The sequence below is a fragment of the Spirosoma aerophilum genome, assembly GCF_054782495.1.
Genome location: NZ_BAAGSJ010000013.1, coordinates 721898 through 748233, shown reverse-complemented (window position 1 = coordinate 748233; position 26336 = coordinate 721898). Strand labels below are relative to the sequence as shown.

Sequence of the window (26336 nt, the reverse complement as noted above, 5' to 3'; positions counted from 1 at the left end):
GATCAAAAGCAAAGCTATTCGTTTTGATCGTCCATTTATAAAAAATAACACCACAACTTCGTTTTACTGGATAAACGGTAAGATCAAGTCGGATAGATGGCTTTCCGGGGGAGTTCGTACCTTTGGCACTGGCAGAAAACGGAGTATACCACTTATCCAAATTCCTTTTAACAGGGCCGTTCATCCACCGATTCATTCTGTTTTCTGGCCGCATTTGTTTACTTTATGATCGCGCAAAAAACCAAAGCGGCTTCGTCTTCAACGCAGCTCTTTACCCATAAAATTCGCATTGTCACGGCAGCCTCTTTGTTCGACGGGCACGATGCAGCTATCAATTTAATGCGTCGGCTTATGCAGGCCTCCGGTGCCGAAGTCATTCACCTAGGCCATAACCGATCGGTGGTCGACATTGTGGATTGTGCCATTCAGGAGGATGTGCAGGGCATTGCCGTAACCAGCTACCAGGGCGGGCATGTGGAGTTTTTTAAGTACATGTACGATCTGCTGAACGAATGGGGCGCCGGGCACATCCGAATTTTCGGGGGCGGGGGCGGCACCATTCTCCCTTCTGAAATTGACGAACTCCATGCCTATGGCATTGCCCGGATTTACTCGCCCGATGATGGTCGGGCAATGGGCTTACAGGGTATGATCGATGATTTGCTTCGACAGTGCGATTTTGATCTGTCGCCGGATGAAACGACTATTCCCCGCTTAATCACGACCGCTGAGAACCACCCGGACCAGTTTCCCAGGCAGTTTTCGGACGCGTTCACCCGGACTGAGAACCCGTCGCTTTCTACTTCGGAGCTATTGCCCCCTACGCCCGTGTTGGGTATTACGGGGACCGGAGGGGCCGGAAAATCATCGCTGGTCGATGAACTGGTGCTTCGTTTTTTACGAAACTACCCCGATAAAACACTCGCCATTATTTCAGTCGATCCATCGAAACGAAAAACGGGCGGGGCACTGCTCGGTGACCGTATTCGGATGAATGCCATTTCGCCCCAGGCAGATTCACCCAGCCGGGTCTACATGCGGTCGCTGGCCACCCGGCAGTCGAACCTGGCCCTGAGCCGCCACGTGCAGGATGCCATTAATGTATGTCAGTCAGCTCCGTTTGATCTCATTATTGTCGAGACATCCGGTATCGGACAGTCGGACACCGAGATCACCGATCATGCCGATAAAACCCTGTATGTGATGACGGCAGAGTATGGCGCGGCTACGCAGCTGGAAAAAATCGACATGCTCGATTTCGCCGACGTCATTGCCATCAACAAGTTCGATAAACGCGGCTCGCTCGATGCCCTCCGCGACGTGCGAAAACAGTACCGGCGCAACCACAATTTGTGGGATGTTGCCGATGATGAGTTGCCTATTTTGGGCACCATTGCTTCGCAGTTTAATGATGCGGGTATGAACACCTTGTTCGATCGGCTGATGACCGTGTTGGGCATGGCACCTGAGACAAACGAGCGTACACCATTACCCCACATCACAACGCCTGCACCAAGCCCGGTCATCCCGGCCGATCGGGTCCGTTATCTGGCTGAGATAGTAGAGGAAAGCCGCCGGTACGATGCGTTTGTAAACGAGCAGACGGCCCTTGCCCGGCAACTGTACCAACTCCAGGGAACGCTGCAACTGCTGACCGACGGAACAGGAAAAGAGGAAGTACAACGACTGATCGCCAGCCTGGACGGGCAGCTAAACAGCCACTGTCGCGCCCTGCTGCAGCAGTGGCCCGCCATGCAGCAGCGATACAGCGCCGATTTTTATGAGTTTACTGTTCGTGACAAGGTTATTCGCCAGCCGCTGTTCTCCGAAACTCTTTCCCACCTCAAAATCCCGAAAGTAAGCTTGCCTAAATACCACGACTGGGGCGATGTACTGCGCTGGCTTCTGACCGAAAACGTACCGGGTGAGTTTCCCTTTACTGCCGGTGTTTTTCCACTCAAGCGGGAAGGTGAAGACCCCACCCGTATGTTTGCGGGCGAAGGCGGACCGGAGCGCACCAATCGGCGGTTCCATTATGTATCGAACGGTCTACCAGCCAAGCGGCTCTCAACAGCCTTCGATTCGGTAACGTTGTATGGAGAAGACCCGGCCATGCGTCCCGACATATTCGGAAAAGTAGGTAACTCGGGCGTTAGTGTATGCACCCTCGACGATGCCAAGAAATTATATTCCGGCTTCGACCTCTGCGACCCGGCAACATCGGTGTCCATGACCATCAACGGCCCTGCGCCCATGCTGCTGGGCTTTTTCCTGAATGCTGCCATTGACCAGCAGTGCGAGAAATGGCTGCGAGCGGAAGGCAGGACGCACGAGTTGTTGAACACCGGAGCGAACTACCAGGGCGAGTTGCCCGAAGGGAATGATGGACTGGGACTGCTGCTGCTGGGCACCACGGGCGATAAGGTTCTGCCGCCGGACGTGTACCAGCAGATTAAAGCCGAAACACTTCGGAAAGTGCGCGGAACAGTGCAGGCCGATATTCTAAAAGAAGATCAGGCACAGAATACCTGCATTTTCTCCACCGAATTTGCGCTCAAAATGATGGGCGACATTCAGCAGTATTTTACCGATAACAAGGTTCAGAATTTTTACTCTGTTTCTATTTCGGGCTATCACATTGCCGAAGCAGGCGCCAACCCGATTTCGCAATTGGCATTCACCCTCTCAAATGGTTTCACGTTTGTGGAATACTACCTGAGTCGGGGCATGAACGTTGATGACTTCGCCCCCAACCTGTCCTTCTTTTTCTCGAATGGCATGGATCCCGAATACACCGTAATGGGGCGGGTAGCCCGCCGAATTTGGGCGAAGGCGATGCGCTTTAAATACAAGGCCAACGACCGTTCGCAAAAGCTGAAATACCATATTCAGACCTCCGGCCGAAGTTTACACGCTCAGGAAATTGGTTTTAACGATATACGGACCACCTTGCAGGCACTGCTCGCCATTTACGACAACTGCAACTCCCTGCATACCAATGCCTACGACGAAGCAATCACAACGCCAACCGAAGAATCCGTTCGGCGGGCCATGGCTATCCAGCTGATTATCAATCGCGAATTTGGCTTGACAAAAAACGAGAATCCGCTGCAGGGTGCTTTTATTGTTGAGGAGTTAACGGAACTTGTCGAAGAAGCCGTTTACCAGGAATTCCTGGCCATCAACGAGCGTGGGGGGGTGCTGGGGGCTATGGAGCGAATGTACCAGCGCAGCAAAATTCAGGAGGAGTCGATGTATTACGAGACCCTGAAACACAACGGCGACCTGCCTATCGTGGGTGTCAACACGTTTCTCGACCCAGCCGGTTCACCAACGGTCATACCTGCCGAAGTCATTCGATCAACGGACGACGAAAAACGGTACGCAGTTGATGCCTGCCGGGTGTTTCAGGAACGCAACCGCGCCGGAGCCCGTGCTGCGCTGGCCAGCTTGCAGGCGGTAGCGCTGGCAAACGGGAACGTCTTTGACAGTTTGATGGAAGCCACCAAAGTTTGCTCTCTGGGTCAGTTATCCAACGCGCTGTATGCCGTAGGGGGTCGTTACCGGCGTAACATGTAGCCCCTTCGTTCGATGGGTTATTTGACGGCGGTGACTTCAATTTCAATCAACACATCATCCCGCACATTCTGGGCAACATTTTTCATTTCTATAAGTCCCGGGGCCTGCGTCAGATGGTTGGCCGCCTGTGCGTTGATGACCTTTACCTGAGCGGAATCAACTTTAGGAGCGGCATTCTTGATCATGTACGTAATCTGGGTTACGTTACGAAGGGTCATATCCACCGTTTTCAGGGCGGTTGTCAGATTCTCGAAAACCTGTTTCGTTTGCAGTCCCAGATTACCGTCACCCACCAGTTCCCCCTGGGCATTAAATGGCCGTTGGCCACAAATGTATACTTCTTTCCCGGCGATCCCGGGTACAACCTTATACAGATAGCCAGACGAAAGCTGGGGGGTATCACCCGGTTGGGCCTGGCCGCAGGAAGCCAGTACGGCTACCACCAGAAACGTAAAGATTAATCGAAACATGTTTATGAGGATTTATGAGTGATGTCCGTTCTATAAATATAGAGGTTACTCAGAGGTACGCAAAATCAAAATTGCCTGATCGTCTTCTCCATTCGTATACCCATTGCCCGGTATCGAGTCCGGATCCGATTGGTCAGCACTCTGAATCTGAGCCTGATTGGTAATCACCCCGTTGTTAATGACTTTTGCCGTAAATGTAACACGAACCGTCTGACCACTCGCGATCTGACTAATGGTGGCACTAACAACAGCACCATTCTGGCTCATGCCTGAGGCCGACGACACGAATTGTAAATTGGCAGGAAGCAGGTTACGCAGGACTACATTGGTTGCTGCCAAGCCCCCCTGATTCTCGACAACCAATGTAAAGTCAATGAGTTGATTTACCGCTGCCACCTGGCGGGTCGCCTGTATCCGCAAACTCAGATCGGCTTTCGCCGGGTTTGGCGCAGGTTGATTCGATCTAACGATCGGCAAGCTGACTTGATTGGGATTAGGTGATTCATAGACTGCTGGTGAGTAAGTCATCGTTCTTAAGTCGATCTGCGCTTCATCGCTCTCTCCATTCCCGGTTCCGTTATTCAGCGTCGCGTTCAGAGCCGTATTGGCTGTTGCTATGATCTCGGCAGAGGTTCGGTAGTTTCCAGCAGCATCCATCCTAACGGTAAAGTCCTGGCTCATTAAGGAGCCTGCCGGCAATGCCGGTATTATAGTTCGAATCATATCGCTATTTGCTGTGGTGCTGGAGCCTATTGATACGATCGATACATTGGGCGGCAGACGACTAATTATTGTGACTGGCCCGGCATCGCACTCACTTGAATTTCGTACAAACAGTCGAAATTGGGTAGGATTATTAATGGCCACAACTCGCCTGGAAGCCTCCATGGATAGGCTCAGCGAGACTCCCGACAGGCCAATCGTTTGTGAAACGACATTCGACAAACAGCTATATACCGGATGTTTGGCCTGAAGGGTGTACACTCCGGGCTGTGTTACGACTATGGAAGTCGAGCTTATACCCGTACTCCAGTTGTTCACGCCGGCATAGGACGACGCAAGCTGCAATCCCGTGGTTCGACAGATATTCCAGGTTCCATTGCTGGTTGTAATTACCGGCGGATCGGGTTGAACAGTGGCCGGAACCACAATACCGGGGGGGAAAAATAGTTTAGCCTGCGCGTTTTTCAGCCGGGCAGAGTAGGTACCGCTTCCCACTGTCAGGCTTCGGGCTGTACTACCTGTATTCCATTCATACTGGTAGCCGGTTGGCTGGCTCAATGTCAATTGATTATTACTGGCACAACTTAAGCTGGCCAGGGGTTGCTGCTCGGCGGAGTAAGGCGTGAGCGAAAGCACTACCGCCTGAATGGCGGCCGCCCAAAATTCACCCGCCTTCATCTGACCGGATGGCGAAAAGTGTAAGCCGTCCGGACGATCTGCAAAAGAATTGATGTTATCCAGATCGGGCCCTAAGAAAGCATTGTAGTTGGATCGGTTTATAACCTGAAACTGGGCCGATCGTACATTATCAAAACGGGCACCAACATATGATGACAAGGCAATGATAGCCCCCAGACTAGGCTTATTGGACTCCGTTCGTATTTTATCGATTACCTTGGTATAATATTTGTAAGTCGAGTCGGTTGGATTGCCCCGATCGTTCTCCCCATGCTGGATCAGAACCCCCCGAATACCCGTTGTAGGTACATAGAGATTCATGAGATTGCGTACGTTGACAAATGGCATTCGCAGGTCATAGCGCACAAATGAGTGATAAAAAGGTATGTCATAGGCCGACCAATAGGTATACTGCATGGTAGATCCGCCAAATCCGGCATTATAGAGCAAAACAGGTACATTAATCCGCTTCACTAATTCATCGCCCATATGCCCCCACAACCAGGGTATCTCGGCAAATGGCGACGTACCACTATTGAGTAATAACTGACTGAATGTCAACCCGGGTAAATCGTGTGTGTCGGCCGTGTTCAGGTATTGAATTGCAGTTGCCCCTTTTTGATTCACAGCAATTACATTTACCCGTTCATCCGATGCGCCATCAATGGTCGGACATTTGTTTTCCCCATTGATAATACAACTCGACCCCTGTGCATTTGAGTGCCCCATAATCGCAAAGACCTCCCCCACCCCAAATCGTTCGACGGAATCAGCGGCTACGATTCTACCGCTTTTCGAACCCCGTACCTGAATCTTATACCACCCGCCAGCTACGTTAAAACTCCCGTTAAACTGGCCATTTGATGGATTCGTATCAATGGTCGACCAAGCCGTGGTCGTTCCCTGCCCGGCGACGCGGACAACGGCCCTCGCTTCTATGAAATCTAATGGCTGACTAAAACTACCGGCCACCTGTACTGTCGCCTTATTGGCCGCATCGCGCTGAACAACCATCCTGTTTATAGGATAAGTAACTTTTAGTTGAGCCAAAACAGAGAAGGGGAAGATAATACTCCAGATAAATAATAGATTGGTAGATATACTTTTCATCAAAGGTTTGCTCATTTCTTCGGTGGAATCTATAAAACTTCGCATGGTGGATTGCTGATTCTAATCGAGATGATGAAGGTTCGTTAAAACCGAATCAATTCCAGGAATTATAATTTTACTGTTCAGTGCCTAACAGGTTTATTCACTAGTATGAACTAAGCAATAACTATACCTTTATTGATTGAATAAATAATCATTTATTCGAGATAGACCTATATATATATTTTAATTACATAAGAGTGACCTAAAGTGCTGTAACCAGACGTCTGGCTTATAGGAAGCCGTGATTCGCCGGACATGGCGGCTTCTAGAACGCCGGAAATCCAACGGGACTGTGTAGTTTCACATCCGCATTAAAACCTGTCAACGTTCCCCTCACGTTACTGATAGTTTTCGAATGAAACGTCGTATATATCTCCCGGCTTCTCTTTTATTGGCCGTTCTGTTCTTCACGGGCTGCCAGAAAAAGAAGGCGGCTCAAACAGACCTCGACCAAACTTCTCCACCAGTTCAGGCAACGCTGCTCAAAACAACCTACACGGTGGGCGACACTATTACCCTTCAGGTAGGGCAGCCCCTCTCGCAGGTGAGCATCTCGATTGATGAGAAGCCCGCACCTATTATTCAGCAACTGGATAGCACGATTCGGATAAGCAGCCAATTGGCAACGGTTGGCTTGCATCAGCTCATCATCCGCGGTATCACACGCGAGAAAGTACCGGTTTCCGATACCCTGGGCATTGAGTTTTGGTCGGATATAAAACCACAGAATCTGGACTATTCGGTATTAAAAACATATCCGCACCAGCCCGGCAGCTTTACCCAGGGACTTGAATTTTATAAAGGTAACTTGTACGAAAGCACAGGCCTGAACGGTAAATCCAGGCTGATGCAGGTCGATCTACAAACGGGCACTATTCAGAAGGCTGTCCCGTTGTCTGACCAATATTTCGGGGAAGGCATCACGATTGTGAACGATAAAATTTACCAGCTTACCTGGACGTCAGGGATTTGCTTTCGATATACCCTGAATTTTGCGATGGATAAAACCTTCACCTACCACACCCAGGGTTGGGGCCTCACTCACCGCGACACAACGCTTATTTTGAGTGATGGGTCGAATCGGCTGTTTTTTTTAACCCCCGCTTTTCAGCCAAAAGGCGAATTGAGCGTCTACGATAATACCGGACCTGTCATGAATTTGAATGAGCTGGAATACGTCGATGGCTTTATATATGCCAACATTTGGAAAACCAATCGAATCGTAAAAATTGACATGGCAACGGGCAAAGTCGTCGGAAACCTGAATATGGAACGGATACTACCTACCTCGATTGACACACAGGAAAACGTGCTGAATGGTATCGCGTTTCAGCCAAAAGAAAATGCTTTTTATGTAACGGGCAAGAATTGGCCAACGCTCTACAAAATTCAACTCAAGCCAGCACGCAAGGGAACGGAGAACAGAACATTGGCCGTTCGCTAATTGATGACAGCAATTCTTTCATGCCTATAACCCGCCCTGACTGAATAAAGCACCAAACGAAACCCGCTTCCCGTCAGTTACTACCCCTATGGCAAAAACATCATTAGGTTCCCTACTGGCTCGCGTCGGCCTCGATTGGTTCATTCTGGCACTATTGGCCATGATCGGTCTGGCCAAATTATGGCCAGACCCCGGAGTTCAGGAGGGCCCGTTTTCGTTATCGGCCTTTGCCGGTTACGGTGTTTCGCTGATTTTCTTTTTCTACGGACTGCGCCTGAATGTCAGCCAGCTTAAAGAAGGTCTGCGTAATTACCGACTCCATCTCGTCATTCACCTGACAACGTTTGTCATTTTTCCGGCGGTTGTGCTGGGCGCACGTACCCTGCTGATGACGCCCGACACAGAACTGCTCTGGCTGGGAATCTTTTACGTAGCCGCTTTGCCTTCCACGGTATCGTCGTCGGTAGTGATGGTATCCATTGCAGAGGGCAATATTCCGGCAGCCATCTTCAATGCCAGCATTTCCAGCCTTATCGGGGTATTCATCACACCCCTCTGGATGAGCTATTTACTGACCAGTACCGATGGCCAGTACGATCTGAATAACGTCATTGGCAAACTCACTATTCAGGTTATCGTGCCAGTGGTACTGGGATTGATTCTTAACCGAAAACTGGGCTGGTTTGCGGATCGCTATAAAGGATATCTGCGTTATTTCGATCAGTTGACGATTCTGCTCATTGTCTACACGGCTTTCTGCGAGTCGTTCTCACTTAATCTGTTTGCCAGTTATTCGGTCGCCGATTTATTGGAACTGGCGGGCATGATGCTGGGCCTGTTCTTTCTGATTTTCGGCTTTGTCCATTTAGTCAGCCGTCTGCTCAATTTTAACCGGGAAGACCGCATTACAGCCCTGTTTTGCGGATCGAAAAAATCACTTGTTCAGGGCAGTGTCATGGCCAACGTACTGTTTCCGGGAAACATTGCCGGGGTGGTTCTCCTGCCCATCATGATGTACCATGCGCTTCAACTGATTGTTGCCAGTATCATTGCTCAGGCAATGGCCCACCGGCAACTGGAAAAAGAAAAGGCCATTCAGGAGTAATTTGGGTGGGTTCAGTCCGCTTAAATGGGCATTCAGCAAGTGGGTCCTATTACCCGGTTAAACGCTGGCGGTTGATTAGCCTCTAACGATCAAGTAACACATAAAAACAACCACTTGATCATGAAAAAGACAATCGCAGCCGCCCTTACTTTATTCAGTCTCGCCACCACGGTAACCTTTGCCCAGGGCGTCTATTCAAGGCCTTTCGACAACCGTTCGCCACAGGCCCAAAACCAGCGTTATAACAACGACCAGGTACAGGACGAGTTGAAAATTGACCGGATCGACGCTATCGTCGGCTTAAGCCGTCGGCAGGAGAAGCAGATCCGTAAAATTGAAAATAATTACGACAACTTGATGGCGACTGCCCGCATGACCCCCGACGGTTACCGCCAGACGCTGCTACGCAAACGCCAGGACATATTGGCCGTGCTCACCTCATCCCAGCGGGATCGGTTGTTTGCTGCCACGCAAACGAACCGATTCAATAACCGCCCGGCCCCCTACGGCCGCCGGGGATAAGGTTTTAGTGTAATAAGTAAACTGGTGGCGTGGTGATGTAGTTGTTTCAGTTAACTACTTCACCACGCCACCAGTTTACTTCCTTAACGAATCAACACCTCCACCAATTAATGGGCCGATACAACTTCAAGGCTCCGCCACACCAGATCGCCCATGGTATGGCAGCCGTCGAAACTTCGGGTATGGTAATGTCGATTCAATGCGGCTCCCAGTTGATCGACGTTTCCCGGCGGGGAGATTGTGTCCTTCCGCATAGCGGCCATCAAATCCCGAATCCGTATCTGCTCCACCCGCAGCCGACCCGCTACCAACGAGCGTTCCTCGATCTGGTATTGACGAACGCTCTCCGGGGTCAGGCATACCGTACCCAGGTCAATTATGGGCTGATTCTGCCGGTAATACTGCGGCATGTACACTGATTTTCGTCCTTCGTACGACTGCTGATCGAAGTCGATGGCCCGGATTCGATAATATACTTCGTCGAAATCAGGCGTAATATCGACCACAAAATTGCTGGAGTGCATGTCGCCCAACAGGCGCACAAAGCAGCGTTCGTTAAACTTCACAAATTCTTTACATAGCCGAACAGCGTTCCGGTCGGCATCCTGCATCTGCTGTTCAAAGAACATGTCGCCGGGAATGCCCGCAATATGCTCTTCGATCAGGGTTTGCCCGCTGGTCAGGTAACTGATCCGATTAGGGGACAGAATATGTTCTAACTCAAGGCCATAGATGCGCGACGCGTCGGCATTCTTGATGTAGAAGTAATCGAAGTTATCGTTCACCAGGTTCCGTACCCGCACCCGGAAAGGCATAGTATTTCCATACGAGCACAGGTCGACCCGATCAATTGTCAGGTGCCCGGTTACCGACATATCGCCATCGGCTTTCAGAATGGCATAGATCGTTTTGAGAGCCAGCAGAATATCGTTTACTTCGGAGGCTGGATAGAAAACCGTTTCCCAGAGCGTATCACGGTCTCGTTTGTCGAAGAGCGTAACGGAATTATCGTATCGAAGCAGGTCCCGGTATTGAAGCGGCAACGGATGCTCCCGATTGTACTGCATCAGATACGATCGAAGTGGTTTCCCAATTGAATAAATCTGCTTTTTTCGACTGATAATCGGCATACTCAATCCGTGAGGTAGTTTCGTCTTAAAGGTAATTTATCCGTTTAACATTTACAGAAGCGATTCAGGTAAACTGGTGGTCAATCGTTAGATCCGACAACTTACCTCTTCTTCTACCATTAATCCCTATTGAATGAAACACAGTTTCGGAGCCGATTTTGTTTGGGGAACGGCCACGGCAGCTTTTCAGATCGAAGGTGCTGTCGACCGCGACGGGCGCGGGCCATCCATCTGGGATACATTCAGCCATCAAAAGGGAAAAATTAAAACCGGCGAACACGCTGACATCGCCTGTGCGTTCTACGACCGGTATGAATCTGATCTTCAGTTGCATAAGGAACTGGGATTCGATGCTTTCCGGTTTTCGTTGTCATGGTCGCGTATTTTGCCCGAAGGCACTGGCCCGCGGCACGGGGGACGAATCAACGAGGCTGGTGTCCGTTTCTACGACCGCCTGATCGACCATTGCCTTGCGCTTGGCATTACACCCTGGATCACGCTCTACCATTGGGATTTACCCCAGGAGCTGGAAAACAGGGGCGGCTGGCCCAATCGGCAAATTGTCGACTGGTTTGCCGAGTATGTAGATGTCTGTACCAAAGCGTTTGGCCATAAAGTCAAACACTGGCTTATCCTCAACGAACCCCTGGCCTCTTCCGTTTTAGGGTATTTTACGGGTCAGCATGCCCCCGGTCGGCGCAGTTTTCGGAACCTGTTACCGGCCATTCACCACACTGCGCTGGCGCAGGCCGAAGGCGGTCGGGTAGTCCGACAGAATGTACCCAATGCGCAGGTGGGCACAACATTCTCCTGTTCGCCAATTGATCCGTTTACCCCCCGCGATCAGGGCGCGGCTGTGCGTGTCGACGCTTTGCTTAACCGGCTTTTTTTCGAACCAACACTCGGGTTGGGGTATCCAACGCAGGACCTGCCTTTTCTGGCTGGTATCGCCAAAAAAGTCGCGAAACCGGGCGACATGGAAAAACTGGCGTTCGACTTCGACTTCATTGGGTTACAGCACTATTTTCGGGCGGTGGTAGAGCAATCCTATTTTATGCCCTATCTCTGGGCGAAGGACGTGTCGCCCCTGCGTCGGAATGTGCAGACCATTACGGAAATGGGCTGGGAAGTCTACCCCGAAAGTATGTACCGAATTATCCGGCAGTTCAGCCAATATGAAGGCGTCAAAAAGATCTATATAACCGAAAGCGGTGCTGCTTTTTACGATCAGGTGGAACAGGGCTCGGTGAATGACACGGCCCGGACAGCGTATCATCAGAACTACCTGCGACAAGTGTTGCGCGCCAAACAGGAAGGTATTCCGGTGGAAGGCTATTTCGCCTGGACATTTCTTGATAATTTTGAATGGGCCGAAGGCTATCGGCCCCGCTTCGGCCTGGTGTATGTCGATTTCCGAACGCAACAGCGAATTGTGAAAGCCTCCGGGCGCTGGTTTCAGCAAATGCTGTCGACACAAGTACCGCACCTTTATTAATATTTTTTCAATCCCTAAACGTCTTTCTCAGTTGCTAGCCGGAAAAAATAGCTACGATGCCATTGTTGTTGGGTTGGGGGCCATGGGCAGCGCGGCCTTATATCAACTTTCCCGACAGACGCCCAACGTGCTGGGCCTTGACCAGCTGGCTCCTTCCCACACGATGGGATCTACCCACGGCGACACCCGCATTACGCGGCAGGCGATTGGGGAAGGTGCCTATTTTGTTCCGCTGGCCATCCGATCGCATGCGATATGGCGGGAACTCGAACGGCTATCGGGTGAACAGCTGCTAACCATTACGGGCGGGCTTTTTATCGGGCAGGAGCATTCGCCCATCCAGATGCATAACAAACCGGGCTGGCTCACAACCACGATCGAAGCTGCCAAACAGTTTGGGATTACCCATCGGATGCTGGATGGGGATACGCTTCGACGGGAGTTTCCTCAATTTAAGTATCGCACCGGCGACGTAGGGTATTTTGAGGAAGAAGCCGGTTTTTTGAACCCTGAACGCTGTATTTCTGTGCAGTTGGATCAGGCTCGTCGGAACGGAGCTATCGTCCGGACGAATGAGCGAATGCTTGACTATATCAACTCTGAAACCGGGCTAACCGTTCGGACGGAGCAGGGAGTGTACCAGACGCGTAAATTGATCTTAACAACCGGCTCCTGGATAAGGGAATCTTTACGCCACACGCCCTATCAAGATTTACTGACGGTGTATCGGCAAGTGTTGTACTGGTTTGGCATCGACGGCGATTATACTCAGTATACACCCGATAAACTGCCGGTATTCATTCTGAGTGACCGGGATTTGTACGGCTTTCCGGCCGTGGGCGGTCCTGATGGAGGGATCAAAATTGCCACCGAAACGTATAAGCAGTCAACAACGCCCCAGACAGTGGACCGAACGGTAAGCGAAGCAGAGACGCGACGCATGTACGAACAACACATCGCGCCTAATTTTGTCGGCGTTGGTTCTCAGGCGGTTAAATCGGTCGTTTGCCTGGATACGATGACCCCCAATGGCGATTTTATCATTGACGCCCACCCCGACAATCCGAATGTTCTGCTGGCATCTGCCTGTTCAGGGCACGGGTTCAAGCATTCAGCTGCCGTTGGTCAGATATTGTCTGAACTGGCCTTACAGGATCAGACGGATTTCGACATCAGTCATTTCAGACTCAGTCAATTTCAGTCCTCCTGAAGTGGCCAATTTTGTATTACGATAGACCTTTGTGCCCTGCGCTAGGACTGAGCCATGCTGTTCAGGGCCACGTGCATAAGAGGTAGTTCAGCCATGAGTGTTTCCATGTATTGACTAACCAGCTGAGATGCCTTATTGATTTCAATATTTCCGGCTACATGTGCTTCAACGGCCTGGCCTGCAGCAGCCACCTGGGTGAGCCCAAACACTGGAAATGGGGCTTTCTGAGCGTGAATGATGCGACCAATGGCAACAAAGTCATGCTTCTCCAGTGCAAGCCGGATCTGCTGAATCTGGTCCGGGGTTTGGGCCAGAAATAATTCCAGCAGTTCAGAGGCAAATTCCCGGTCATCGTCTACCGATTCCAATAACGTTTCCAACGAAAAATCAGCTCCTGATTCGGCGGGATTTCCCCATGCTGCGGCAAACGAAGCGGAAGTACTCATAAGCAAAAACTGTTTTTAAATTAAACTCTCATTTTAAACCTATTTCGTCATCAGGACTTATCCAATCGACACTTCCCGATTACGGATGTTCAGACTTAGCTGCTGAAAAGACTTTGTCAACAGGCCAATATCCGGGGGTTTCGTCACATAATCATCCATGCCTGCTTCCAGGCAAATTCCACGGTCTTCCTGCATGGCATTTGCTGTCAGCGCGATGATATAAGGCTGAGGGATAGCTTGCTGACGAATCAAGCGGGTTGCCTCCAGCCCATCCATCTCCGGCATTTGCACATCCATCAAAATCAGGTCAAATCCCTGTGGCAGGCACGCGAGTACTTCATGCCCGTTGTTGGCCACGACCGGCGAATACCCCAGCTTGTTCAATACCCTGACCATCAGTTTAACATTAATCAGGTTGTCTTCCGCTACGAGAATTCGCAAGGGGAATCTTTCGGCAAGATCGGGCGCATATAGCGATTCGGAACGCGGGGCCGCCACCTGGTCGGCCGGGCGCTGCGCCTTTAACGCCTGCTGGATCACCTGAGCGAAATGCTGCTGGTGAACAGGTTTAGTTAAAATTGCCGTAAACAAGCTGACATGGGTTTTTCGGCTTTCGTCGCCCATTGAACTGAGAAGGATTATCGGTACTCCGGGATAGCTGGCTTTTATGGTTTTGGCCAGTTCAATACCATCCATCTGCGGCATTTGGCGGTCGGTTATAATCAGATCGAACGGCGTATGCCGGGCCAGTATTTCCAAAGCCTCTTTTCCTGAACTGGCAACCGTTGGCCGCAACTGCCACTGCTCCAGCTGCGCTTTCAGGATCATCCGATTGGTTTGATTATCATCCACCAATAACACGGACTTGCCATCATTATCGCCCGCGTGGAGATATACATACTGACGCTTACCCTGCTGGCTTACCTGTGTCTGGAGGGTAAAATGAAAGGTAGTGCCTACACCTTCTTCGCTTTCAACCCGGATGCTCCCTCCCATCAGTTCAATGAGCCGCTGGCTGATTACCAGCCCTAAACCGGTACCCCCATATTGACGCGCATGGGATGAGTCTACCTGCGAAAACGCTTTAAAGAGTCGGTCGAGTTTACTGGCAGGAATCCCAATACCGGTATCCCGCACAGAAAATGCCAGTTCAACCGTCTGGTCAGATGGCTGAGAGGCCAGTACCACGCTGATAACGATTTCTCCCTGTTGGGTGAATTTAATGGCATTCCCCAGCAGATTAATCAATATTTGCCGCAGCCGCAGCCCATCTGTTATGATCTGGGTAGGCACATTATGGGCAATCTGATAAATCAAATCCAAACCAATTTCGGCAGCTTTACTCGCAAACATATCCAGCACACCCTCAATGCAATCCCGCAGATCGATGGGCTGCTGCTCCAGTTCCAGGTGACCCGACTCGATCTTGGAGAAGTCCAGAATATCATTGATCACACCCAGTAAGCTTTCTCCACAACTGCGAATGGTGTTGGTGTACTCCAGTTGCTCTGCCGATAGGTCCGTATCTTCCAGCAACGAAGTCACCCCAATAACACCATTCATCGGCGTGCGAATCTCATGACTCATGGTGGCCAGGAAAACACTCTTGGCCTTGTTTGCATTTTCGGCCTCCAGCCGGGCCTGTTGTTCCTGAACCGTTTGCTGCTCCAGTTTTTCGTTCAGCAAACGAAGGTAATTCGCCTGGTCCAGCAACGCCTGTTTCTGCTGGGTAACCTCTTTTGTGCGCTCATCGACCTGCGTCTGAAGCAGGATCTGCTGTGTTTTGATGTTTCTTACACGAAGCCGGAAAATCATGAACACACTCCAGCTACAGGCCAGTATAACAAGGGCTCGAAACCACCAGGTTTGCCAGAATGGCGGTATGATATGGAGTTTCAGATAGGTTCCAGTCTCATTCCACACCCCATCGTTATTGGACGCCTTAACCCGGAATACGTAATCACCCGGATCTAAATTCGTGTAGGTTGCCGTCCGCTTTGTTTCCGCCTTGATCCAATCCTTGTCGAATCCTTCAAGTTTGTAGGCGTACTGATTCTTTCTTGAAAAGGTGTAATTCAACGCAGCGAATCCAAAGGAAAGGACAGACTGCTTGTAGGAAAGGGGTAAATAGCGGGTTTCGATAATGGACTTTACCAGCGGTGACTGCTCATCCTGTACATTGACCGGTTTATTGAAGATTTGAAAGTCAGTGATGTAAACAGGAGGTATGAACTGATTGTAACGAAGGCTGTCGGGATGAAAACTATTGAGACCGCTCAGGCCACCGAAAAACAGGTAACCATTCTGGCTTTTAAAACAGGAGCTTCGATTAAAGGTACTCCCCTGCAACCCGTCACTCGTATCGAAACTCCGGATTGAATGTGTTTTAGGGTTGAAAGCAATGAGCCCTTTGTTGGTACTCAGCCACAGCGTACCCTTTTCATCTTCCAGGATTCCCTGGATCACTTCATTCGACAGGCCATCTTGCTGTCGATAGACTTTAAACGTTTGTTTTTTAGGGTCGAAGCAGTTTAATCCTCCGTTTGTACCAATCCATAGTTGCCCATCCCTGCCTGCACAAAATGCATTGACCAGATTATTACTCAGGCTTTTGTCATTCTGCCGTTCGTGTACAAACTGAGTAAAAGTTTCTTTAGCAGGATTTAATACGTTTACCCCTCCCCCTTCCGTTCCAATCCAGATGTTTCCGAAAGGGTCCTCCCATAGCGTGGTAATGGTTGGGTAGTTTAACTGGCCGGGCTGCAATGAGTTGGCCTGATACCGTTTAAAAGCACCGCTATGTTTATCATACCGAATGAGACCATCTTCAAATGTACCCAGCCAGAGTATGCCCCGTTTATCCTCCAGAATAGCACTGATACTCTGATGATCAAATTTTCCCTTTTGCTCAAAGGTGTTGGTGGCCCGATTGAACCGCCGAAGGCCGCCTTTGTAATTGCCGGTCCAGATTTGCCGGTCGGCATCTTCATAAATAGCCAAAACGTAATTCCGGCTAAAGCTGGAAGCATTCCGACTATTATCCTGATAGGGTGTAAAAACGGATTGGCCTTTCTTTAAAACGCTGATACCTCCGCCATCGGTACCCAACCACAAATCCCCCCGGTGATCCTCCCGAACGGTTAAAATGTTGTTGTGTGTCAGGTTCGTACTACCAACCCGGTTTCGTTGAAAGAGCGTAAATTTGAGCGGAGCGGCATCTACTTTATTGACGCCACCCGAATAGGTGCCTATCCACATGGCCCCTACCCGATCCTGATACATTGAATAAATAGACCCGTTATTGAGTCCCTGATTAGGAATTTCGCTGTACGTGTAATAAGCTAGTGAACTGTCGGCATTCAGTAAGATAATACCGCCATTCCGTGTGCCAATCCACAGCCTGTGCGTTTTATCCTCGGCCAGCACCATCACATTATTATGCGTTAGCTGAGCAGATTGATCCGATTCTTGCTGAAAGCGGGTAAAGAAACCGGTTTTTCGGTCAAAACGATTTAAACCACCCCCTTCTGTCCCCACCCAAAAACGCCCCCTGCTGTCTTCAAATGTGGTTGTTATTCGGTTATTACTTAACGAATGCGGATTGGTTGGATTATGTTGATAATGAATGAAAATACGTCGTGCCGGATCGAATTGATTCAACCCTCCCCCATCCGTACCAATCCACATCACCCCGGTACGATCGATGACAACTGAACTAATTTTATTATGACTTAGACTACCCGGCTGGTTCGACTCATGTCGGAAATGGGTAAAGGTTCTTTGACGGGGATCAAACCGATCCAGTCCGCCACCAGCCGTACCTACCCATAAGTAGCCCTGGGTGTCCTGAACAATCGCCATAACTTTGTTATGACTCAGGCTATTGTTCACACCCTGAATATGCTGATAGTTGGTAAATGTCTCCGTATTACGATCAAACAGGCTCAAGCCACCATCATCGGTTCCAACCCAAAGCTGACCCTGCTTATCCTCAAAAATTGTATGAATATAACTGTTGCTCAGGCTGGTAGCCTTTTTCGGGTCATGTCGATAAAGTGTGTAGGTATATCCATCAAAACGGTTTAAGCCATCCTGCGTACCAAACCACATAAAACCACGTCTATCCTGCAAAATACAGGTCACGTTGTTCTGCGAAAGGCCTTGATTTGTCGTCAGATAACTGAATCGTGTATTCGCCTGCTGTGCGCTGGCTAGCTGATTACCTAATAGCCAAACTATTAGTATGTAAATAAAACGAACATACATTCTTGCCCAGACAGGTTACGGTCCTATAAACACAAATGTAGTAACATATTATTAATCATATTAATATATAGTAACAAAATATTTAAACAATTTATAGTATTTGCCAATTATCTGATTGAACAAGCCTTTTAAACATTTTTGAAATAGTTAAAAGCCCCATATGACCCCGAATTCGGGGTCATATGGGGCTTTTAACTATACTACAGGTTAGTTTTACAACAACTTATCCGGTGTAATTGGAAGCTCACGAACACGTTTACCAGTGGCATTGAAGACAGCATTGGCAACGGCGGCAGCCACTCCCACAATACCTACCTCACCAATTCCTTTCACGCCCAGTCGATTGGCGCGCTGATCATCTTCCCGAATGAAAATAGCGTCCATATCACCAATATCGAGATTGGCAGGCACGTGATAATCGGCAAAGGATCGGGTTACAAAATTACCCCAGCGGGGATCAACAATCGATTCTTCAGTGAGTGCCATGCCAATCCCCCATATACCTCCACCAATAATCTGCGAACGGGCTGTTTTTGGATTGAGAATAGTTCCGGCACCCGTCACCGCCAGAAAACGCGACACTCGAACCATGCCCGTGAACCGATTAACGGCGACTTCAGCAAAGTTGGCATTGAAGCTGTGCGCCGAATAAGCCTCGGCACTCTCCAGCGGCCTGGCATCGACCCGGGTCTTAAATTCGGTGATCTTTTCCGAAATCATGAGTTGGGAGGCCGTTGGTCTGGCAAAAAATTGCTTACCCGATCGGGCGAGCAGTTCATCCGTAATTTTCTCGCAGGCATCATTTACCGCATTAGCGTAGCTGGAGGCTCCCACCGAACCCACTGCACCAGCTGCCGGAGGAAGATCGGAGTCGCCAATAACGACTTTTACATTACGAATGGGCAAGTCCAGTGCATCGGCAGCTGTTTGCGTTAAAATTGTATAGGTGCCCGTGCCCAGATCAGCAGCGGCCAGTTCAACCGTAGCCGTGACATCACTACCCGTACGCTTTAACTTTACGATAGCGGAGGTAGGCCGTTGATGGGCGGGGTATGTTCCGCACGATACGCCATACCCGATCAGGTAATTTCCCTGCTGGTTCTGGCGGGGCTCCGCTTTTCGTTTTTCCCAGCCAAACGCTTTGGCACCAGTCTGTAAACATTGAACCGTGGTGCGCGACGACCAGGGTTTGCCATTGGACGGGTCTCGTTCGGGTTCATTTTTAAGCCGAAGCTCTATCGGGTCCATCTTTAAGGTATGGGCCAGTTCATCCATTGCCGATTCGAGGGCAAAACTCCCGGTCGATTTGCCCGGACCACGGGTGTAAGTCGGCAGAATCACGTTCATCGGCACCGTCCGGTAGGTAATGAGCGAGTTAGGCACCTCATACATGATTTTTGAGCAATCACCGCAAGGTTCAATAAACTCGTTTTTAATGGCTCCATGCGTTGTGATCTCGTGCGCCAGGGCCGTCAACTTACCATCTTTGGTAGCCGCTAAGCTCACCTTCTGGAGGTTCCGTTGTCGAAGTCCTACCGAGTTTACCATCTGCTGGCGGGTGAGTGCCAGTTTTACCGGTCGATTCACCTGTCTGGCCGCTACTGCCGTCAGCACCAGATTGGCCCACTGTCCACCTTTTGAGCCAAAGCCGCCCCCAATGTACGGGGTGATGATACGAACCTGTTCCGGCTTTATTTTCAGGGTATTAGCCGCAGCACTCTGAGCACCGTTCACAATCTGTGAACTGTTGTACAGGGTTACATGGTCGCCATTCCATTCGGCAATGGTAGCGTGAGGTTCCAGCGGATGATGATGCTCGATAGGCGTTTCGTAAACGGACTCTACCTTTATGACGGCCTCTCGGATAGCAGCTTTAGCATCTCCGCGAATCGCATCTGCCTTCTCTTTATCCTTTGGCACCACAGCCTCCTTCGACAGCTTTTCGAAATCTACTTTCGGCTCCTTCCTGTCGTAAGTAACATTGATCAGATGGGTTGCGTACCGGGCTTGCTCAAAGGTTTCGGCCACGACCAGGCCAATATTCTGCCCGTAAAACTCTATTTCCGGACTTTGCAGCAGCGCACCTCCCCGAATTCCCCCATCCACATTCAGCTTTGGGGCATTCATATGCGTAATGATGGCCAGTACTCCGGGTGCTTTCTCAGCCGCAGCCACGTCGATCTTACGGACCGTCCCGGCAGCAATAGTGCTTTTGAAAAGTACCGCATAGGCAAGGTTCTTAACCGGATAATCCGTCGAATAAGTCGCTTTCCCGGTCACTTTGGCAAGGCCATCGATACGGCTGACGGGCGTGCCAATAAATTTAGTTGTGTCTTTCATGGAATGTCGTGACGTTACGATCAGGCTTTACCCCCATTCATGGCCATTTGCAAGGCGAGCCCAATGCTTCGTTTGCCCAGCTCTACCTTAAATTTATTGTGGGCCAATGGCTTTGCATCAGCCATTTCGGCTTCGGCAGCCAGTTTAAAGTTCGCTTCCGTTGCCTCTTTTCCAACCAAAAACTGCTCAGCTTTTAGCGCGCGCCAGGGTTTGTGCGATACCCCACCCATGGCAATTCTTGCCTGCGCGATCTTCCCCGAACCGTCCGACCGAGAACCATCGGGCTTGCGAATTTCCAGAGCGGCAGCTACGGAGAGCAGGGCAAACGCATACGAGGCCCGATCGCGTACTTTTAGGTAATAGGATTTGTCGGCAAACTGGTTCTGAGGAATCTCAATGGAGGTGATCAACTCACCATGCGCCAGGTTCGTATCCCGTTCGGGCGTGTCGCCGGGTAGCCGGTGGAATTCCGTAAAAGGGATGCTTCGTTCCTGACCGTTGGCGGTCTTAACCTTAACGACGGCGTCCAGCGCAGCCAGGGCAATAGCCATGTCAGACGGGTATACCGCAACACATTTGTCGGACCAGCCAAAAATGGCGTGTAACCGATTAATGCCCTCCAGCGCCCCACAACCACTACCTGGCTCGCGTTTGTTGCAGGGCATTGACACCTCATAAAAATACGGGCATCGGGTGCGCTGCATGAGGTTCCCCCCATTAGTGGCCATGTTTCGGATCTGACCCGACGCCCCCGCCAGAATAGCCTGGCTCAGGAGTGGGTAGTTTTGTCGGATTAGGGGGTGATTAGCGGCTTCGGTATTTTTTCCCAGCCCACCAATGGACACACCGCCTTTGTTAGTGCCAGATGTTATGGCGTTGATCTGAGTCAGACTCAGTTCTGAAATATCAATTAGGGCATCCGGTCGCTCTACATCTTCCTTCATCAGGTCCAACAGGTTGGTGCCGCCGGCAAGGAATTTCGCCTTTGGGTCTCCTCCCAATTGAAGAATGGCGGAAGCCGAATCTTTTGCACGGGTATACGTGAAAGGTCTCATGGATTGGGGGGTTAAGCAGAAAATCGAAACGTCTGTTCAATGGGTTTTCCACTGTGTACTTCCTGAATGGCGGCAACTATATTGGGATAGGCCCCACACCGGCACAGGTTTCCCGACATCCGTTCCCGAATCTCGTTGGCTGAAAGCTGAACCGCCCCCGTCGGTTTGCGTATATTTTCCGTTACGTAACTGGCATCGCCTTTTCTGGCTTCCTCCAGCAGAGCCACCGCCGAACAGATCTGCCCGGGGGTACAGAACCCACATTGAAAACCATCATGTTTCAGAAATGCTTCCTGCATAGGGTGAAGCCTTGCGGTTCGCCCGTTACTTTCCGTGGCAAGTCCCTCGATCGTTTGCACGGTTTTCCCTTCACAACTGGCAGCCAGTGTAAGGCAGGATAAAACCCGGTGGCCATTGACCAATACCGTACAGGCTCCACACTGTCCATGATCACAGCCCTTTTTAGAACCGGTCAGCTCCAGCCGCTCCCTCAGCGTATCCAGTAAAGTCATTCGCGAGTCAACCAGAAGCTTACGGATTGAACCGTTCACTTTTACCGACAGGTTAACGCCGTTTTCGATCGTTGCCGGAGAAATAACCGCGGGAGCAGGTCCGGTAACGGGCTTAATGAACAGCTGCTCGGCAACCGCTGACTGGGCAGCCAAAACACCTCCACTAGCCAGCGTCATCAATTTTAAAAAATGACGTCGGTTAACGCCAGTGTCCAGAATTTCGGCCAGGTCTTCCGGCATCAGATCCTCGAACAGTTTCTTTTCGTCGTCCGACAGATCGGGAGTTTCGTTCACGTCCATTATCTAGTTCGTTGGGGCGATTGACCAATAGAGACATTTTTTATAAGGCAATATAAGTGTGCCAAACGGGCCATCTCAAGTTGATGTAACGGCTTGCAGATGCCTTATGTTATGAGATTTACAGCTAAACTGAGGGGAGGAACTTCTCAGAAGAAGAGGGGTGAACGATCGTACATATACTTAGTCCTGCTTCTGGAAAATCATTTTCATACAGCAGCAAAAGCCAGATCAGGACAGTGGATTACTTAAATCGGTACGTATTTATTAATCATAAAAATAATTGTAAATAATATTACTAATTCCATCGCCAACATGGAAAAAATATAATTTACATAAAAACTATGCAACCGATTGCAAATTAAAATGGAAATGTGATATTTGTATTTATAAGAGTAATAATAGTACCGAACGAGGAGTTTGAACATAAGATGCCTGTTATAGTTTCGCCCTTTGCCATAGGTATTTCCCTTTATGAACCCGCTGCAAATTCCAGGTTCTCAACTCTGTAAAATATTAACAGTACTCCTCTTCGAGGACGACTCTTTATACTTACTGGCCTGACCAATAAAATCACACTCTTCTTAAATCAACCGCCTACCCATCCAGCCAAATGCCTATGACAAAAACCGATTCTCACAAAAACTGCCAGTGATGTTGGCCCATCACTGACGTACGATTTCAATCCTCATTTTCCTGTAAAAAAACTATCCGATTTCGGATACAGGGACTTTTTTGCCTTTCCAGATCGAAAACCATCAGAATTATGTCCAAAAAACTACAGTTACGTAGCTTGTTGCGCATTTCCCTGCAACAAGGACTTTACCAACTCATACTTATCGTTGTTTTTTCAACGTTCGCTTTCACGCACGATGCGCGGGCCGATCAGGCCGTTTCGGGTACCGTACTCGATGAAAAAGGTACTCCCCTGGTCGGAGTAAACGTTCAAATCAGAGGCACAACCCGCGGCACCGCCAGTGACGCCCGGGGCACGTACCGAATTGATGTACCGAATGGCAATTCAGTACTGGTATTCAGTTACATCGGCTATCGTAAAAAAGAAATAACCGTTGGCAATCAGTCGATCATCAACGTTTCGCTGGAAACGGATGCCGGTGCGCTGGAAGAAGTCGTGGTTGTTGGTTACGGCACCCAAAAGCGTTCGTCGCTCACCGGAGCGGTATCGACTGTAACGCCAAAAGAATTGACGGCCTTACCCGTACCGAACGTAGCCGCTGCGCTGCAGGGTCGCGTTCCGGGGGTCTCTATTGTGAACAATGGCGGCCCAGGCAGCTCGCCTATCGTACAGATCCGGGGAATTGGGTCGATAAACTACGCATCAGGGCCGCTGTATGTTATTGACGGCGTACCCACAGGCGACCTTAACAGCTTTAATACCAATGACATTGAGTCGCTGGAAGTACTTAAAGATGCCAGCTCAGCGGCCATTTATGGGTCGAGAGCCTCAAATGGTGTTATCCTGATTACAACCAAAAAAGGAGGTCGGGATAATAAAGTACGTATTACGCTGGACTCATATGTTGGCACACAAAGCGCCTGGCGCAAGATAGACGTCCTCAATCGCGATCAGTACGTACAATACGCCAAAGCCCTCACATCGAACGCAGGGATTCCGGTACCCGGTCGTCTGAACGACCTGAACCAGCCTATTTATGCCGGGGCAACACAAACCTTTGCCCAGACCGAAACGAATTGGCAGAATGAGCTTTTCCGCAATGCGCCCATTGCCCAGCACCAGATTTCGCTATCGGGCGGCAATAGCGCTTCCCGCTTCTTCGCATCGGGCAGCTATTTCAAACAGGATGGAATTATGCGGGGTACCGACTTTGAGCGGGGTTCGCTTCGACTCAACTCCGACCACGTGGTGGCCAAGTTTCTGTCCATTGGTCAAACCCTGACGGCAGCCTATAGCAACCAGCGCAACGAGACCAACGGCGATCGCTCGCAGATGATGCACGCCATTCGGATGATGCCTTACTGGCCTACAACGGACCCGACGAAAGTGGGTGGTTTTAGTGCCCCAACGGCGCTTGACGGCTCTGACCCGGAAAATCCGCTTCGTGCTCCGTCCATCGACGTTACCCGGACCAAATTCCTCAAAGCCTTTGCTACGGTTTACGCCGATATCCGGTTAACCAGCTTCCTTAAATACCGCTTTAACTACGGCGTTGACCTGGGTTTCAACAATGGCAGCACCTTTAATCCAATCTATAACGATGGGTACGGACAACGCGCTTCGGCCACCGTTTCGCAGGTGCGCAATACAAACATCTCCCAAGTTATCACCAATCAGCTGTCGTTTGACAAATCCTTTGGCAAGCATAACCTGAGCGCGCTGGCCGTTGCTGAAACACAGAAAGTACTATCGACCGGCTTAACAGGCTCGGGCAACCGGCCCAACAACGACCTGGATGTTATCCAGGGGGTAAGTAACCCAGCCATCACCAGCACACGGGCTGAAACGAATTTGATTTCATACGTTGGCCGGATCAACTACGACTTTGACGGCAAGTACCTCTTAAGCGCTTCGATTCGTCGGGATGGCTCTTCGCTGTTTGCACCTGGTAATAAGTGGGGTAACTTCCCCTCGGCTTCGGTGGGCTGGCGTATCAATCAGGAGAACTTCATGAAAGGACTCCCCAGTTTGTCGGAGTTGAAACTTCGCGCCAGCTATGGCCGTACGGGCTTTAACGGCATCAACAACTACGCCTGGCAGTCACTGGTGCAGGCCGATGCCACGGCCTATCCATTCGGTAGTGCCAACAGTCTGGGATCTTATTTCAACGCGCTGGGTAACACCGACCTGAAGTGGGAAACCACCGACATGGTCAACGTAGGTGTTGATGTAGGCCTGTTCAATAATAAGTTTACCTTCTCGGCTGAAGTGTACAACCGCTTCACCGACGGCTTGATTCTGGCCGTGCCCATTCCAAACTCGATTGGTTATTCTGCCGCCCCCGTTGCCAACATTGGCAGCATGAAAAACTGGGGTTACGAATTCCAGGCGGGGTATAACATCGCCAAGGGTGATTTCCGGGGAAATGTTTCGGCCAACATCGGCATTACCCGCAACCGGGTGCTGAGTCTGGCTACGCCAACGGCTTCGATCTATGCCGGTCAGAATGCTGACTACGGCGGATTTGACATTACCAAGACCGAAGTTGGTCAGCCAATTCAATCGTTCTACGGCTGGAAAGTCGATGGCATTTTCCAGAACCAGACCGAAATCAATGCCGCAAACGCCCTCGATGGTAACGACAAAACGTTGTACCAGGATAAAGCGGCACCGGGCGACATTCGCTTTAAGGATATCAACGGCGATGGTAAGATTGATGCCAACGACCGGACATATCTGGGTAGCTACCTGCCGAAGTTCAACTACGGCGCTAACTTCTCCGGCACCTACAAAAACTTCGACTTTACACTTTATCTCCAGGGTGTTCAGGGCAACAAGATTTATAACGGCACGAAAGTCGTTACCCAGGGTATGCTGCGGTTGTTCAATGCCGGAACGGCCGTCCTGAACGCCTGGACGCCAACCAATACAAATACGGACGTCCCGCGGGCCGTTAGTGGCGACCCCAACAACAACAGCCGTACCTCCGACCGCTTTATTGAAGATGGGTCCTACCTGCGGGTTAAAAACCTCAGCATTGGCTACACTATACCGGTTAAAACGCTTAGTGGCCTGACAAGTGGCGTAGTTAGCAAAGTGCGGGTATATGTATCGAGCCAAAACCTGTTGACCGTGACCAAGTATACGGGCTATGACCCTGAGATTGGCTCCCGTAATGGAACCCTGCTTCGGAGTGGTATCGACTATGCCAACTATCCGCAGGCACGCACCTTTCTGGCCGGTCTTCAGCTAACGTTTTAATTGTTTTTGACAAT

The 26336-nt window shown here is 50.2% G+C and carries 15 protein-coding genes; 7 read left to right on the top strand and 8 right to left on the bottom strand.

Annotated features, from left to right (window positions below):
• The first annotated feature begins 225 nt into the window (after window positions 1-225).
• The gene (locus ACYVK4_RS14570; RefSeq protein WP_461128252.1) at window positions 226-3579 is read left to right on the top strand and encodes a methylmalonyl-CoA mutase family protein; all 3354 of its coding nucleotides are present in this window, start codon (window positions 226-228) and stop codon (window positions 3577-3579) included.
• Window positions 3580-3596: 17 nt separating this feature from the next.
• On the opposite strand, the gene ACYVK4_RS14565 is transcribed toward ACYVK4_RS14570, so the two are convergent.
• Complete coding sequence (locus tag ACYVK4_RS14565; protein WP_461128251.1) at window positions 3597-4049, bottom strand: RidA family protein; 453 nt, start codon at window positions 4047-4049, stop codon at window positions 3597-3599.
• 45 nt (window positions 4050-4094) lie between these two features.
• Complete coding sequence (locus ACYVK4_RS14560; RefSeq protein WP_461128250.1) at window positions 4095-6464, bottom strand: hypothetical protein; 2370 nt, start codon at window positions 6462-6464, stop codon at window positions 4095-4097.
• Window positions 6465-6957: 493 nt separating this feature from the next.
• Between ACYVK4_RS14560 and ACYVK4_RS14555 the strand changes: the two genes are divergently transcribed.
• From ACYVK4_RS14555 to ACYVK4_RS14545, 3 genes are all read left to right on the top strand, one after another.
• On the top strand, window positions 6958-8046 hold the full coding sequence (locus tag ACYVK4_RS14555) for a glutaminyl-peptide cyclotransferase (RefSeq protein ID WP_461128249.1): 1089 nt from the start codon (window positions 6958-6960) through the stop codon (window positions 8044-8046).
• A gap of 88 nt (window positions 8047-8134) precedes the next feature.
• On the top strand, window positions 8135-9151 hold the full coding sequence (locus ACYVK4_RS14550) for a bile acid:sodium symporter family protein (RefSeq protein WP_461128248.1): 1017 nt from the start codon (window positions 8135-8137) through the stop codon (window positions 9149-9151).
• Window positions 9152-9271: 120 nt separating this feature from the next.
• On the top strand, window positions 9272-9673 hold the full coding sequence (locus ACYVK4_RS14545; protein ID WP_461128247.1) for a hypothetical protein: 402 nt from the start codon (window positions 9272-9274) through the stop codon (window positions 9671-9673).
• A gap of 107 nt (window positions 9674-9780) precedes the next feature.
• On the opposite strand, the gene ACYVK4_RS14540 is transcribed toward ACYVK4_RS14545, so the two are convergent.
• On the bottom strand, window positions 9781-10803 hold the full coding sequence (locus ACYVK4_RS14540) for a hypothetical protein (RefSeq protein ID WP_461128246.1): 1023 nt from the start codon (window positions 10801-10803) through the stop codon (window positions 9781-9783).
• A gap of 133 nt (window positions 10804-10936) precedes the next feature.
• Between ACYVK4_RS14540 and ACYVK4_RS14535 the strand changes: the two genes are divergently transcribed.
• Both ACYVK4_RS14535 and solA read left to right on the top strand, forming a co-directional pair.
• Window positions 10937-12298: a GH1 family beta-glucosidase gene (locus tag ACYVK4_RS14535; protein WP_461128245.1), complete on the top strand. Its 1362-nt coding sequence runs from the start codon at window positions 10937-10939 to the stop codon at window positions 12296-12298.
• 31 nt (window positions 12299-12329) lie between these two features.
• Window positions 12330-13508: an N-methyl-L-tryptophan oxidase gene (gene solA / locus ACYVK4_RS14530; protein ID WP_461128244.1), complete on the top strand. Its 1179-nt coding sequence runs from the start codon at window positions 12330-12332 to the stop codon at window positions 13506-13508.
• A gap of 41 nt (window positions 13509-13549) precedes the next feature.
• Here the strand turns inward: solA and ACYVK4_RS14525 are convergent, their stop codons facing one another.
• The 5 genes from ACYVK4_RS14525 to ACYVK4_RS14505 all read right to left on the bottom strand — a co-directional run bounded on the left by ACYVK4_RS14525 (window position 13550) and on the right by ACYVK4_RS14505 (window position 22427).
• Window positions 13550-13954 carry an Hpt domain-containing protein gene (locus tag ACYVK4_RS14525; RefSeq protein ID WP_461128243.1) on the bottom strand — a complete coding sequence of 135 codons (405 nt, stop codon included), beginning with the start codon at window positions 13952-13954 and terminating at the stop codon, window positions 13550-13552.
• A 57-nt stretch (window positions 13955-14011) separates the two neighbouring features.
• A complete protein-coding gene (locus ACYVK4_RS14520; protein ID WP_461128242.1) occupies window positions 14012-18220 on the bottom strand; it encodes a hybrid sensor histidine kinase/response regulator in 4209 nt (1402 codons plus the stop codon).
• Between the two features lie 213 nt (window positions 18221-18433).
• A complete protein-coding gene (locus ACYVK4_RS14515) occupies window positions 18434-20560 on the bottom strand; it encodes a xanthine dehydrogenase family protein molybdopterin-binding subunit (RefSeq protein ID WP_461128241.1) in 2127 nt (708 codons plus the stop codon).
• Window positions 20561-20580: 20 nt separating this feature from the next.
• The gene (locus tag ACYVK4_RS14510; RefSeq protein WP_461128240.1) at window positions 20581-21615 is read right to left on the bottom strand and encodes an FAD binding domain-containing protein; all 1035 of its coding nucleotides are present in this window, start codon (window positions 21613-21615) and stop codon (window positions 20581-20583) included.
• An 11-nt stretch (window positions 21616-21626) separates the two neighbouring features.
• Entirely contained in the window at window positions 21627-22427 is an 801-nt protein-coding gene (locus ACYVK4_RS14505; protein ID WP_461128239.1) for a 2Fe-2S iron-sulfur cluster-binding protein, read from the bottom strand.
• Between the two features lie 763 nt (window positions 22428-23190).
• Between ACYVK4_RS14505 and ACYVK4_RS14500 the strand changes: the two genes are divergently transcribed.
• The gene (locus ACYVK4_RS14500) at window positions 23191-26322 is read left to right on the top strand and encodes a SusC/RagA family TonB-linked outer membrane protein (RefSeq protein WP_461128238.1); all 3132 of its coding nucleotides are present in this window, start codon (window positions 23191-23193) and stop codon (window positions 26320-26322) included.
• The last annotated feature ends 14 nt before the right edge of the window (window positions 26323-26336 follow it).